Origin of the sequence: Amycolatopsis sp. NBC_00348 (assembly GCF_036114655.1) — a bacterium.
Taxonomy (GTDB): domain Bacteria; phylum Actinomycetota; class Actinomycetes; order Mycobacteriales; family Pseudonocardiaceae; genus Amycolatopsis.
In genome coordinates, this window is sequence record NZ_CP107994.1 from 1531918 (window position 1) to 1545269 (window position 13352).

General features: G+C 72.2%; 13 protein-coding genes. 10 read left to right on the forward strand and 3 right to left on the reverse strand.

Annotation, left to right across the window (positions count from 1 at the left end; all coding sequences use genetic code 11):
- Positions 1-69: 69 nt before the first annotated feature.
- Positions 70-1233 carry an acyl-CoA dehydrogenase family protein gene (locus OHS58_RS06805; RefSeq protein WP_328647555.1) on the forward strand — a complete coding sequence of 388 codons (1164 nt, stop codon included), beginning with the start codon at positions 70-72 and terminating at the stop codon, positions 1231-1233.
- Positions 1234-1253: 20 nt separating this feature from the next.
- On the opposite strand, the gene OHS58_RS06810 is transcribed toward OHS58_RS06805, so the two are convergent.
- Positions 1254-1862 (reverse strand): class I SAM-dependent DNA methyltransferase, encoded by a 609-nt coding sequence (locus OHS58_RS06810; RefSeq protein WP_328647556.1) that lies wholly within the window; start codon positions 1860-1862, stop codon positions 1254-1256.
- A 424-nt stretch (positions 1863-2286) separates the two neighbouring features.
- Between OHS58_RS06810 and OHS58_RS06815 the strand changes: the two genes are divergently transcribed.
- The 5 genes from OHS58_RS06815 to OHS58_RS06835 are packed head-to-tail and all read left to right on the forward strand — an operon-like array spanning position 2287 to position 7569.
- Positions 2287-3297 carry a ScbA/BarX family gamma-butyrolactone biosynthesis protein gene (locus OHS58_RS06815; RefSeq protein WP_328647557.1) on the forward strand — a complete coding sequence of 337 codons (1011 nt, stop codon included), beginning with the start codon at positions 2287-2289 and terminating at the stop codon, positions 3295-3297.
- An 8-nt stretch (positions 3298-3305) separates the two neighbouring features.
- Complete coding sequence (locus OHS58_RS06820; protein WP_328647558.1) at positions 3306-3950, forward strand: HAD-IA family hydrolase; 645 nt, start codon at positions 3306-3308, stop codon at positions 3948-3950.
- 34 nt (positions 3951-3984) lie between these two features.
- Positions 3985-5184, forward strand: a complete 1200-nt coding sequence (locus OHS58_RS06825) for a cytochrome P450 (RefSeq protein WP_328647559.1) — start codon at positions 3985-3987, stop codon at positions 5182-5184.
- 19 nt (positions 5185-5203) lie between these two features.
- A complete protein-coding gene (locus OHS58_RS06830; RefSeq protein WP_328647560.1) occupies positions 5204-6187 on the forward strand; it encodes a 3-oxoacyl-ACP synthase III family protein in 984 nt (327 codons plus the stop codon).
- Entirely contained in the window at positions 6172-7569 is a 1398-nt protein-coding gene (locus tag OHS58_RS06835) for a carboxyl transferase domain-containing protein (RefSeq protein WP_328647561.1), read from the forward strand. The genes OHS58_RS06830 and OHS58_RS06835 overlap by 16 nt, the downstream gene beginning before the upstream one ends.
- Before the next feature lie 7 nt (positions 7570-7576).
- On the opposite strand, the gene OHS58_RS06840 is transcribed toward OHS58_RS06835, so the two are convergent.
- A complete protein-coding gene (locus OHS58_RS06840; protein WP_326950689.1) occupies positions 7577-7891 on the reverse strand; it encodes an ArsR/SmtB family transcription factor in 315 nt (104 codons plus the stop codon).
- A 132-nt stretch (positions 7892-8023) separates the two neighbouring features.
- On the opposite strand from OHS58_RS06840, the gene OHS58_RS06845 reads away from it, so the two are divergent.
- From OHS58_RS06845 to OHS58_RS06860, 4 genes are all read left to right on the forward strand, one after another.
- The gene (locus OHS58_RS06845; RefSeq protein WP_328647562.1) at positions 8024-9577 is read left to right on the forward strand and encodes an MFS transporter; all 1554 of its coding nucleotides are present in this window, start codon (positions 8024-8026) and stop codon (positions 9575-9577) included.
- Complete coding sequence (locus tag OHS58_RS06850) at positions 9574-11037, forward strand: FAD-dependent monooxygenase (protein ID WP_328647563.1); 1464 nt, start codon at positions 9574-9576, stop codon at positions 11035-11037. The genes OHS58_RS06845 and OHS58_RS06850 overlap by 4 nt, the downstream gene beginning before the upstream one ends.
- Positions 11038-11136: 99 nt before the next feature.
- The gene (locus tag OHS58_RS06855; protein ID WP_326952445.1) at positions 11137-11826 is read left to right on the forward strand and encodes a M15 family metallopeptidase; all 690 of its coding nucleotides are present in this window, start codon (positions 11137-11139) and stop codon (positions 11824-11826) included.
- 142 nt (positions 11827-11968) lie between these two features.
- Positions 11969-12295, forward strand: a complete 327-nt coding sequence (locus OHS58_RS06860) for a hypothetical protein (protein WP_328647564.1) — start codon at positions 11969-11971, stop codon at positions 12293-12295.
- A gap of 15 nt (positions 12296-12310) precedes the next feature.
- Here OHS58_RS06860 and OHS58_RS06865 read toward each other — a convergent pair whose 3' ends face one another.
- Positions 12311-13342, reverse strand: a complete 1032-nt coding sequence (locus OHS58_RS06865) for an aldo/keto reductase (protein ID WP_328647565.1) — start codon at positions 13340-13342, stop codon at positions 12311-12313.
- Between the last annotated feature and the right edge of the window lie 10 nt (positions 13343-13352).

Consider the following 13352-nt stretch of genomic DNA (forward strand, 5'->3'; position numbering starts at 1 on the left):
CGAAGCGGGGTGCCGGTCAGCAAGGCCGTCGCCGGCCGGAACCGGTTCGCAGGCGTCGAAGGAGTTCGTGTGACCACAGTCAGCCCGGCCGAGCGGTCGCTCTACGACCAGGACCACGAGCTCCTGCGGGACACGGTCCGCGCGTTCGTCGACAAGCACGCCGCGCCCCACGCCGAGCGGTGGCGGGCGGCGGGCAAGGTCGACCGCGAGCTCTTCCGGGAGGCCGCCCGCGCCGGGATCCTCGGCTTCTCGATTCCCGAGGAGTACGGCGGGAGCGGGATCACCGACTACCGCTTCAACGCCGTGATCGGCGAGGAGTTCTCGCGTAACCCGGTGTCGGACGGGCTCGCCTGCGTGGCGCTGTCCAACGACATCGTCGTGCCCTACTTCACCGACCTGACGAACGACGAGCAGAAAGCCCGCTGGCTGCCCGGCATCGCCGCCGGCGAGCTGGTCGTCGCGGTCGCGATGACCGAGCCCGGCACCGGCAGCGACCTGGCCGGGATCAGCACCACCGCCGTTCGTGACGGCGACGACTACGTGGTCGACGGCAGCAAGGTCTTCATCTCCAACGGCCAGAACGCCGACCTCGTCGTCACCGCCGTCCGGACCGGCCCGGACCGCCACGGCGGGCTCAGCCTGCTGGTCGTCGAGGCCGATCGGGCGGGCTTCTCCCGCGGCCGCAACCTGGAGAAGATCGGCCTGCACGCCCAGGACACCAGCGAGCTGTTCTTCCAGGGCGTCCGGGTGCCGGCCGCCAACCTGCTCGGCGCGGAGGGGTCGGGCTTCGCCGGCCTGATGCGCAACCTGCCCCAGGAGCGGATCTCGATCGCCGCCAACGCCGTGGCGTCGTCGGAGGGCGTGCTGGAGCGCACCCTGGACTACGTCAAGCAGCGCACGGCGTTCGGCAAGCCGATCGGCTCGTTCCAGAACACGCGCTTCGAGCTGGCGGAAATGGTCACCGCCGTGCGGGTGAGCCGCGGCTACATCGACGACCTGCTCGCCAGGCACTCCCGCGGCGAACTGTCCTCAGTGGACGCCGCGGCGGCGAAGTTCTGGACCACGGAACAGTACGTCGACATCGTCGGGCGGTGCCTGCAGCTGCACGGCGGATACGGTTACATGCTCGAATACCGCATCGCGCACGACTACCTCGACTCACGCGTCTCCACCATCTACGGCGGCACCACGGAGATCATGAAGGAGATCGTCGGCCGCGACCTGGGCTTGTAAGTCTCGCTTCGGCGGGGATGCTAAGACTCGCGGCGAGCGAAGAGAACCGCGCCCGGCTTCTCGTCCGGGTGCAGCAGAAACTGCGCCTCGATCCCGAAACCGGCCTCACGCAGCCAGGCCGCCACCTGCTCCGGCCGCCGAAGGTGCTCGGTTTCCGACGGTGACCCGTCGCCGACGTGAAATCCGAGTTGCAGCGGCCCGCCGGGCCGCAGCACCCGGTGGAAGTGCCCGAACACGACCGGCACCTCGTCGTCGGGAATGTGGATCAACGACCACCAGGCGATCAGGCCGGCCACCGAGGCGTCGGGCAGGGCCAGGTCCGTCATCGACCCCACTTCGAACCGCAGGCCGGGATGGTCGCGCCGGGCCACGTCGATCATCCCGGGGGAGAGGTCGATGCCGAACGCGTCGACGCCGAGTCCGTGCAGGTGCGCGGTGACATACCCGGGCCCACAGCCGACATCCGCCACCGGCCCGCCGCCGGCGGCGCGCACGTTGCCGGCGAACAGCGCGAGAGCCGTCCGCAGGTACGGCTGCTCGATCAAGAGATTGCGCACCTGGTCGGCGTAGCTGACGGCGATGGTGTCGTAGGAGGTCCGGACGTCGCCCAGCCAGTCGTCTGTACCCATGAGCCGCACGGTAGCCCACGATCCGCCGGCTTGAGCGGCTTTGGCGACCGGACGTGTGAAACGCCGGGCCCGTAGCTGACCCTGCGTGGTCGCTGGTGGTGGCGCGCAGTGCGTGGAATCGTGGACACCGCCGTCGGCAATCGTTGGTCCCAAACGAAATGCCACCGTTCTTGATTTGTCCGATGTGGACACCGATTCCGGCCCGGCCGGAACGGTATCGGTGATCGGTTACTCCGAATCGGTGACCGGTGCACGCGGGATCGATCACTGGGACGGCTTTCGTGGCCTGGGCCACACCAGGGAAAGGACCTTGACAGGTCAGGAGGTCGCCATCTAGCTTGAGGTACGGTAACTTTCATACCTAGGCCAGGGTGCAGAAACTGAGCCCGCCGCTTCTCTTCACATCGTCGTGAAACCACATCGGATGAGTCCCGTTCAACGCTCCGGGGGAGTCTTGACTGTCGTCGATCAGGATGTCGAACTGTCTTTTGTGTCCACGGTTCCGCGGAACCTGGTGCATCGTGCCGCAATTTGTGAAGTGTTTCTGACCGATTCCGTGAAAACAACCGACGAACGTTTCGTGCTGGCCGCGCAGTTGCCGCGGGTGCACAGTTATTACAGTGACCAGGTCGCGTCGCGGCCGGTTTACGACCCGCTGCTGCTCACCGAGGCCGTCCGGCAGGCCGCCATCTTCGTCGCGCACCGCTACCTGGGCGCACCGCCGGCCGACAAGTTCGTCTACAACACGAGCGACCTGCGCATCTGCGACCCGGACGCGCTGGCCGTCACCGAGCTGCCCGGGCACCTGCTGCTGGACGCCACGCTGACCGCCACCAAGCGCCGCGGTGACGTGGTCGTCGGGCTCGCGCTCGCGGTGGCCCTGCGCGTCGACGGCGTCGTCGCGGGGTCGATGGACATCACCATCCAATGGATGCCGCCCGCGGTGTGGGACGGCCTGCGTGATCGGGCCCGCGCCGGCCTGGACCCGGCCCACGACCGCGCCCACTCCCTGGACACCCGGCTGCGCGCGCACCGGGTCGGCCGGCTGCTCGACCCCAACGTGGTCCTCGGCCGGTTCGCCGCGACCGGCGACACGCTGACGGCGAACGTGCTGGTCGACCGCTCGCACCCGGCGCTGTTCGACCACCCGCTGGACCACATTCCGGGGATGCTGCTGTTCGAGGCCCTGCGCCAGGCCGGTGCGCTGGCCGCCTACGAGCTGAACGGGTCGGCGCCGTCCCGGCTCACCCTGGTCGGCTGCCGCGCGGAGTTCACCCGGTTCGGCGAGTTCGAGCTGCCGACCGCCGCGCACACCACGCTGCTGCCCGCGCCGGGGCCGGGGCGGACCGCCTTCGCGCTCGACGTCCGGCAGGACGACGCGACCATCGCCCGCGGCGAGGTCGAGTTCGCTGCGCTCGCCTGGCGCGAACGGTAGGCGCGGCGATGTTCGTCTGGTTCGACTTCGGCGGCGTGCTCTCGCCGCCCCTGCAGGTCCTGTTCGACACCTTCCGCGACCGCACCGGCGTCTCCCGCGAGCGGCTGTGGGCCGCGATGACCGCGGCCGACGCCGAGCTCGGCCTGCCGCCGCTGGCGAGCGTCGAACTCGCTGTCCGGACCGAAGCCGAGTGGGGCGCGCGGCTGCGCCACCACCTCGCGGCGGCCGATCCCGGCCTCGACCTCTCCCGCGCGCGGCTGGAGGAGTTCGGGGCCCAGTGGTTCGCCGGGATCGAGCCCAACCACCTGATGATCGCCACCCTGCGCCACCTCCGGGACAACGGCGTTCCCGTGGGCATCCTCACCAACAACGTCCTCGAATGGGGACCGCACTGGAAACGGATGGTCGGGTGCGCCGGCGAGGTCGACGCGCTCGTCGATTCGTGCGAGATCGGCGCGCGCAAACCGCAGCCGGAGATCTTCGCGATCGCCGAAAAGACGTCGGCGGCCACCGGCCCGTTCCTGCTGGTCGACGACGTCGCGGAAAACTGCGCGGCCGCGCGGAACGCGGGCTGGCTCGCGATTCATTTCCGCGACAACGTCCAGGTCTGCCGGGAACTCTTCCGGCACACCGGGGTGCCCGGAATCCTCTGAACCCCGTCGTTCTTCTCACACTTGGGGGAAAACCATGTCGGTTGACAGCGCTTTCCGCGCGTCCGTCGGTGCGGTACCGCACCTGGACGCGCCCCCGCACTACACGAAGACGGACCCGTCACCGGGTGGTGTGCCGCGGATCGTCCTGCCCAGCGGGCACGTGGCGGCGCACCTGACCCGGTACCGCGACGTCTTCGCCGTCCTCGCGGACCCGACCTGTTCCCGCAGCGTCACCAACGTCGAGGACGGCCCCAGTTTCCTGCCGACGATCATGCCGAAGGAGATGCTGCTCAACCTGGACGTGCCCGACCACGCGCGGATGAAGACCGTCGCCAACGCCGAGTACAGCGCCCGGGCCGTGGCGGCCCTGACGCCCGTGCTCGGCACCGTGGTGGACGAGCGGTTCGCCGCGCTGCGCGCCGAGGAGCGGCCCGACCTGTTCCGGACGGTCCTCGACGAGGTGCCGATCCGCGTCAACAGCGTCTTCCTGGGGCTGCCGCTGGCGGACCGCGAGTACTACCGCCCGCTCGGGCACACCGTGCAGCGGGCGCCCGCCGACGACGTCGAAGGCCTGCTGGCCGACTTCTGGCGGCTGTACGAGTACGTCACCGACCTCGTGCGTGGAGCCCGGCCGGTGCGTGAGGGCGGCCTGATCGCCCGCCTGCTGGCCGGGCGGTCGGCGAGCACCCCGCCGCTGACCGACGAGGAACTGGTCGCGCTGCTGCTGGGGTCGGTGCTCGGGGCCGACCAGAACATCCTTTCGGTGCTGACGAAGGCGGTGTACGTGCTGCTGGTGTCGCCGGGGCTGTGGGGCCGGCTGCACGACGAGCCCACGCTCGTCACCCCGGTCTGCGAGGAGCTGATCCGGCTGATCCCGCTCGGCACGATCTCGGCGTTCCCCCGCGTCCTCACGCGTGACGTCGAGACGAGCGAAGGGATCGTGCCGGAAGGGAGCGTGGTCTACGCGGACGCGTTCGCCGCCAACCGCGACCCCGAGGCGTTCCCCGACCCGCTCACGATCGACCCGGGCCGCCGCGGTCCGCGGCACCTGCAGTTCGGCTACGGGATGCACCACTGCATGGGTGCCGCGCTGGCCCGCCTGGAGATCACGACGCTGGTCGGGCGGCTCGTCGCCGAGTTCCCCGGCATGACGCTCGACGCCGACCCGCACACGCTGCCGTGGGACACCGGCACCGTGCTGCGCCGCCCGGCCGCCCTGCCCGTGCGCTGGTAACCGACCCGAAAGGAACGCGATGTCCATCGGTATCCTGGGCACCGGCTCGTACCTGCCCAAGCAAGAGGTCTCCAACGCCGAGGTCGCCGAACGCGTCGGTGTCGACCCCGAGTGGATCGAACGCAAGACCCGGATCCTCAACCGGCGCTACGCCGCACCGCACGAAGCGACGTCCGACCTGGCCGCGGCCGCGGCGGTCGCGGCCCTCGAGCAGTCCGGTGTCGCGGCGGCGGACCTCGACTTCCTCATCGTCTCGACGTCCACTCCGGACTCGCCCCAGCCGCCGACGTCGGCGGTCGTGCAGAACCTCATCGGGGCCCGCAACGCCGCGTGCTTCGACCTCAACGTCGTGTGCGCCGGGTTCGTCTACGCCCTGGAGATCGCGCGCGGCCTGCTGCGGGGGCGCCCGGGCGGCCGCGTGCTGGTGATCGGCGCGGACCTGTATTCGCGCTGCCTCGACTTCGGCGACCGCCGCACCGCGGTCCTGCTGGGCGACGGCGCGGGTGCCGTCGTCCTCGGCGAGACGGCCGAGGGCGGACTGCTCGCCACGGACCTCGCCACGCGGGGCGAGGACCAGCACCTGATCCGGGTGGAGGCCGGCGGCACGCGGCTGCCCGCCAGCACCGAAACCGTGGCGGGGACGGGGCACTTCTTCAAGATGGAGGGCCGCGCGGTGCGTGACTTCGTGCTGGCGCACGTGCCCCCGGCGATCACCGGACTGCTCGCCCGGGCCGGCGTCCGACCGTCCGAAGTGGACCACGTGGTCCCGCACCAGCCCAACGGCGTGCTGCTGGCCGAGCTGGTCGAGCACGCGGGGCTCGGGCACGCGGTCACCCACCGCACCCTCGAGCGGTACGGCAACGTCGGCAGCGCGTGCGTCCCGGTCGCGCTCGACGCCGGGTACCGCGCCGGCGCGATCCGGCCCGGCGAGCTGGTGCTCTTCAGCGCGTTCGGCGGCGGCATGTCCATGGGGCACAGCCTGATCCGGTGGGGACTGCGATGACGGCGACCGTTTCCCCGGCCGAGGCCGACGAGCGCGATCCGCGGGTCCGGGTGACGCGGTTCGCCGGGGCGTTCGCCGAGCGCCGCGCCGACGGCGGCGGGCTGTGGGGCACCGCGCCGGTGTGCGAGGTCACGGCGGTCGTGTTCGCCCTCGACCCGCGCGACCGGGGCGGGGCGATGGGCGCGGCGAACTGCGAGATCATCGTCGAGGCCTACGAACACGCGCTGGAGCGCGGGCTGCCGATCGTCGGGCTGTGGCACTCCAGCGGGGCGAAGCTGCAGGACGGCGTGGTGAGCCTGCACGCCGCGGCCCGGGTGTTCGCGATCATGACGCGGGCGTCGGGACGGGTGCCGCAGATCTCGGTCGTGCTGGGGCCCGCCGCCGGCGGCGCCGCGTACGGACCCGCGCTGACCGACGTGATCGTCATGGCGCCGCGGGCGCGGCTGTTCGTCACCGGGCCGGACGTCATCCGGTCGGTCACCGGTGAGGTGATCGACGCCGAAAGCCTCGGCGGCCCGGCGCAGCACGCCGGCCGCAGCGGGGTCGCCCACCTCGCGGCCGGGTCCGAGGCGGACGCGTACCGGCAGGCCGGCCTGCTCGCCGGGCTGCTGGCCGATCGCCGCACGGTCGATCCCGCGCTCGCCGCTGACCGCGGGTTCGCGGACCTCCTGCCGGTGCCGGACACGGCGTACGACGTGCGCCCGGTCGTGGCGCGGTTGCTGGACGGCCCGCCGCTGGAGCTGCACGGCGGGTACGCCGGCAACGTCGTCACGGCGCTCGGGCGGCTCGGTGGCGGCACGGTCGGGGTCCTGGCCAGCAATCCCGCGGCCGGGGGCGGGTTCCTGGACTCGGCCGCCGCCGAGAAGGCCGCGCGGTTCGTGCGGATGTGCGACGGCGCCGGAGTGCCGTTGGTCGTGCTCGTCGACGTGCCCGGGTACCTGCCCGGAACCGATCAGGAGCGCGACGGCGCGGTGCGGCGCGGGGCGAAGCTGCTGTTCGCCTTCGCCGAGGCGTCGGTCCCGCGGATCACGGTCATCATCGGCAAGGCGTACGGCGGCGCGTACGTCGCGATGAACAGCCGCGGTCTCGGGGCGAGCCACGTGCTCGCGTGGCCGGCCGCGGAGGTGGCGGTGATGGCCCCGGTGGCCGCGGTCCGGTTGCTCAACCGCCGTGAGCTGGCCGCGGTGCCGGAGCCGGAGCGGGCCGCGGTGGAGGCGGGCCTGGCCCGGCGGCACGCGGCGGACGCGGGCGGGCTGGCCGCGGCGCTGGACCTCGGCGTCGTCGACGAGGTGCTCGATCCGGACCACACCCGCCACCGGGTCGCCCGGCTGCTCGCCGGGGCGCACGGGCGCCGCGGCGAGCACGGCAACATCCCGTTGTGACCTGCGGTCAGGCGCCTTCGGTGGCGAGCAGGTCCAGCAGGCCGGGGAAGCGGTGCTTCAGGTCGGCCCGGCGCAGCCGCACCTTGCGGCTGTTGCCGCGGTCGACCTGCCGGATCAGGCCGGCCTCCCGCAGGATGCGGAAGTGGTGGGTCAGCGTGGACTTGCCGACCGGCAGGCCGAACGACTGACAGGTCCGCTCGGTGTCCTCGGGCTGGCCCAGCAGGGTGACGACCACCGAGCGGCGGTGGTCGTCGGCCAGCGCGGTGAGCACCGCCCGCAGTTCCATCTCGGCGAGCTCGGGGTGGCCTTCGGCGTCGGGCATCGCACCTCCTCGTGCCGTCGTACTACGACCATCGTACCTACCCTCTTGCCCCGTGCGAGCGAGACGTGTCACGATAGGTACGGCATCGGACGTACCTTTCATCCTCATCCTACCTTCGCGGAGACCGTTCCCATGAGTGCACCCGACGACCTCGCCGCCACGGACCGCGTGGCGACCCCACCCGCGGTGCGCGGTTCCGGGCTCACGCTCGCCGTCGTGCTGCTCGCCGTGTTCGTCGTACCGAGCTCGATCTCCGGTACCGCCGTCGCCCTGCCCGCGATCGGCGCCGACCTCGACTCCGGCGTCGCCGGACTGCAGTGGGTGGTCAACGCCTTCAACCTGGCCTTCGCCTGCTTCACGCTGGCATGGGGCTCGATCGCGGACATCATCGGCCGGGCGCGGGCGTTCGCCGCCGGTGCCGCGCTGTACCTGGTGGCCTCGGTGATCAGCGCCGTCGCCGGGAACATCTACCTGATCGACGCCGGGCGCGCGCTCGCCGGCATCGGCGGGGCGGCGATCTTCGCCGCCGGCGGGGCGATCCTGTCCACGATCTTCACCGGCACGCAGCGCGCCCGGGCGTTCGGGTTGTTCGGCGCGGTCGCCGGGATCGGGGTGGCGCTGGGCCCGTCGCTGTCCGGCGTGATCGTCGAGGGCCTGGGCTGGCGGTGGATCTTCGGCCTGCACGTGATCGTGCTGGCCGTCGCGCTGCTCGGTTCGCCCGCGGTGTTCCGCGCGGTCGGTGGCGTGCGGCGGCAGGCGAGTGTCGACTTCGCCGGCGCCGGCCTGTTCATCCTGGCCATGCTCGCGCTGATGATCGGCATCGTGCAGGGCGGGGAGTGGGGCTGGACGAGCACGGCGGTGCTCGGCTCGTTCGCCGCGTTCGTGGTGCTGCTGGCGGTGTTCACGGCCGTGCAGCGCCGCGTGGCGCACCCGATGCTGGACCTGTCGGTGCTGCGCGACCGCCGGTTCGTCGGCGTCAGCCTGGTCACGGTCGTCGCGTCGTTCGGGTTCGTCACGATGCTGACTTACCTGCCGAGCTACCTCACCACGGTCGGCGGCACGTCCACCGCGCTCGCCGGGGTGCTGATGGTGCTGCTGACCGCCGGCGTGCTCGTCTGCCCGCTGGCGGCGGGAAAGCTGGTCTCCCGGGGGGTTTCGCCGCTGACGCTGATCTACGTGAGCCTCGCCTGCCTGGTCGCCGGCGACGCGGCGGCGACGGTGTTCGGGCCGTCGTTCTCCGTCGGCGTCGTGGCGTTGCCGCTGCTGGTGATCGGCGCGGGCATGGGCATCTCGACCGGCCTGGTCGACGGGCAGGCGCTCGACGCCGTCCCCGCCGAGAAGGCCGGGATGGCCGCGGGTGTGGTGAACACGATGCGGCTGGGCAGCGAGGCGATCGCGGTCGCCGTCTACGGCGCGCTGCTGGCGGCGATCCTGCGGAGCACGCTGACGACCGGCCTGCCCGCGTCCGGCGCGGGTGACCCGGCCCGCGTCGCGGGCGACCTGGCCACCGGCAACCTCGCCGCCGCGGCCCGTACGGCGGGTGGCGGTGCCGGGGTCACGGACTTCCTGGTGCGCAGCTACGACGACGCGTTCCACACCATCCTGTGGGTGCTGACCGGGATCTGCCTGGTGCTGTCGCTGGTGATCGTGGCCCTGCTGCGCAAGCCCGCCCAGGTCGTGGCGTGACCGAGGTGCTGATCGCCGGCGGCGGTCCGGTCGGCATGGTCCTGGCCGCCGAGCTCGCCCTGCTCGGCGTCGGCACGACGGTCCTGGAACCGAACTTGTCCACTGTGGACGTACCGAAGGCCGGCACGCTGCACGCGCGCACGGTGCAGTCGCTGGCGCGCCGCGGCTACCTGCGCGCGGACGCCGGTCACCCGCCGGGCGCGCGCGTCACCTCCCGGTTCCACTTCGCCGGGCTGTCCGGCCTGGACATCAGCGGCCCGGCGACCGAGGGGACGCCGATCGTCGGGCTGAGCCAGGCCGACCTCGAACGGCACGCCGAGGCCCGCGCCCGGCGGCTGGGTGCGACCATCCACAGAGGACACCGGCTCACCGCCGCCGGCCAGGACGCGGACGGCGCGCACGCGACCGTGCTCGGCCCCGGCGGCGAGTACCGGATCTCGGCCCGCTACCTCGTGGGCGCGGACGGCGCCCGCGGCGTCACCCGGGAGGCCGCGGGCTTCACCGCCGAGACCCAGGGCCCCACGATCGCCGCGCTGCTCGGGGCCGTGCGGCTGCTCGATCCCGCCCACGCGCCGGCGGGCTGGCACCGCACCGAACGCGGCTGGTTCGTCGGCAACCCGAACCCGTACGGCCACTCCCGCGTCATCACGTTCGACTTCACCGGACCGCACCCGGACCGGCGGGCGCCGCTGACCCTGGACGAGCTGTCCGCGACCGCCGACCGGATCGTCGGCCGGCCGGTGCCGATGACCGACGCGGTGTTCCTGTCGCGGTTCAGCGACTACAGCCGGCTGGTCACCGAGTACCGCCGGGGCCGCGTCCTGCTGGCGGGCGACGCCGCCCACGTGCACTTCCCGGTCGGCGGGCAGGGGCTCAACCTGGGCGTGCAGGACGCGGTCAACCTGGGCTGGAAGCTCGCGGCGGTGCTGCGCGGCGCCGACGAGAGCCTGCTCGACACCTACCACGCCGAGCGCCACCCGGTGGCCGCGCGGGTCGTCCACAACACCCGCGCCCAGCTGGCGCTGATGAACCCGGACCCCGCGGTGGACCCGCTGCGCGACCTGGTGACGGAACTGCTCGGCCTGGAGCCGGTCCGCCGCCACCTCGGCGACATGATCAGCGACCAGGAGATCGACGGCTTCCTCCCCAACGCCTCGCTGCGGGTGAACGGGCGCACCACAACGATCGCCGAGCTGCTGTGGCCGGGCCGCCCGCTGCTCGTCGTCCTCGACGACGGCGCGCGCCCGCCGGACCTGCCCGGCGTCGAGGTGGTGCACGCGACGGCGACCCATCCGCTGCCCTGGGCGTCCGCGCTGATCCGCCCGGACGGCTACCTGGCCTGGTCGGCGCCGAGCGGGGTGCGCGACACCGAAGGCCTGTCGGCGGCCGCGCACCGCTGGTTCGGCACCAAGGCGGAGTCGGGCACCGGCCTTTGTGGCCACGACGTCCGGGCGCGCTGACCCGGCGGGGGAAACCCGGGCCAGGGCCGGAGAACCGGCCCGGCTGTGGCGAATCCGACTCGGACTAAGCCGAACCGCGGGGCCGGGCGTGGTGGCTTCATGAAACCGAGAACAAAAGTCTTCGCTGTCATCACCTTCCTACTGTCCGTGGTCTTCACCGGTGCCACGCCGGCGTCGGCCGCCACGGTGCAGACCGTCGAAGTCGCCGCGCCGGTGGCCAGTGGCCTCCCGCCCTACGTCGCCTTCATCAGGCCCGTCACCGCGCAGCGGCTCGCTTCCAGCTGGCACGAGGGCTGCCCCGTCGGTCCCGATCAGCTGCGGCTGATGAGCTTGCGGTTCTTCGGCTTCGACGGTGCGGTGCACCAGGGTGAACTGGTCGTCAACGCCGATCGCGCCGTCGAAGTCGCCTACGCCTTCGGCGACCTGTACGCCGCCCGGTTCCCGATCGAGCGGATGGAGACCGTGGAGAAGTACGGCTCGGACGACGACGCGTCGATGGCGGCGAACAACACCTCGGCGTTCAACTGCCGGGCGATCACCGGCGGCACCGCGTGGTCCAACCACTCCTACGGGCGCGCCATCGACGTCAACACCGTGCAGAACCCCTACATCTCCGGCAGCGGCGCGATCTACCCGCCCAACGGCGCGCCCTACGCCGACCGCACGCTCAACGCGCCGGGCATGATCCACGCGGGCGACACCACCGAGCGCGCGTTCAGCACCCGCGGCTGGACCTGGGGCGGCTCCTGGGACACCCCGATCGACTACCAGCACTTCGAGAAGCCCTGACCCCGTAAGGAAAGCCGAAGGAACGGACCACGCCCAGGACCGCCGCCGGCCGGATCGGCGGCGGCCCTGGGCTGGCCGTCGTGGCGGCAGCGGGCCGCGCGACGCTACGGTGTTTCCCTTGGCGAGAGGGGGAAACGGGGGCATGACCGACGAAGCGGACGAGTGGTACGCGGTGCGCTGCGTCTTTCGGTGGACCGAGCCCGACGACCGGCCGTACGAAGAGCGGATCACGCTGTGGCGCGCGGCCGGCCTCGACGCGGCCATCGCGCGCGCCGAGGCGGAAGCCCGGGAGTACGCCGGGAACACCGGTGTCACCTACCTCGGGCTCGCCCAGGGGTACGAAACCGGGGAGAAGGACCTCACCGAGGGCAGCGAGGTGTTCTCCTTGCTGCGCAACAGCTCCTTGCCGCCGGCGGCGTACCTGGACCGGCACTTCGACACCGGCGGGGAACACCATGGCGCGCGCTGACCGGCCGAGCCGACGTCAAGATCGGTGCGCCGCCGGGCGGCGGCGGAGTTCCGGGTGTGCGAGTGCCGGTGGGACGTAGGCGACGTCGATCGGTCCGACGTCCGTTCCCGGCGCGACGATCTCGTCGATGCGGTCGAGCACGTCGTCGTCGAGGAGTGTGCCCGCTCCCGCGAGCAGGTCGTCGAGCTGCTCGGGCGTCCGTGGGCCGATGATCGCCGACGTGACCGCGGGGTGGGCGGTCGCGAACGCCAGCGCGAGGTGGGGCAGCGACAGCCCGGCCTGATCGGCGACGCCGGCGAGGGCTTCGACGGCGTCGAGCTTGCGTTCGTCGGTCATGTGCCGCCCCGCCCAGTGCAGCCGGCCGGCCGACGCCGTTTCCGCGCTGCCCTTGCGAAGGCGCCCGGCGAGCAGGCCCATCGCCAGCGGGCTCCACACCAGGACACCCAGCCCGTAGCGCTCGCAGACCGGCAGGATCTCGCGTTCGATCCCGCGGTTGAGGATCGAGTAGTGCGGCTGTTCGGACCGGAAACGGGCCAGCCCGCGGCGCTGCGCCACCCACTGGGCCTCGACGATGTCCGACGCGGGCAGGTTGGAGTGACCGATCGCGCGGACCTTGCCCGCCCGCAGCAGGTCGGTCAGCGCGCCGAGGGTTTCCTCGACGTCGGTGCCGGGCTCGGGGTGGTGGGCTTGGTAGAGGTCGATGTGGTCGACACCCAGCCGCCGCAGCGATCCTTCGACGGCGGACACGATCCACCGGCGGGAGCTGCCGCGTTCGTTGGGGCCGGACCCCATCGGGCCGTTGAACTTCGTGGCCAGGACGACGTCGTCGCGGCGGCCACGCAAGGCTTTCCCGACGATCTTCTCGGACTCGCCGTCGCCGCCGTAGACGTCGGCGGTGTCGATGAGGGTGATGCCGCCGTCGAGGGCGCGGTGGACGATGCGCACGCAGTCGTCGGGGTCGGGATTGCCGTAGGGCCCGAACATCATCGTGCCCAGGGCGTAGGCGCTGACCTGGATGCCGGTCCGGCCGAGCGGGCGGGTCTGCATGGGTTTCTCC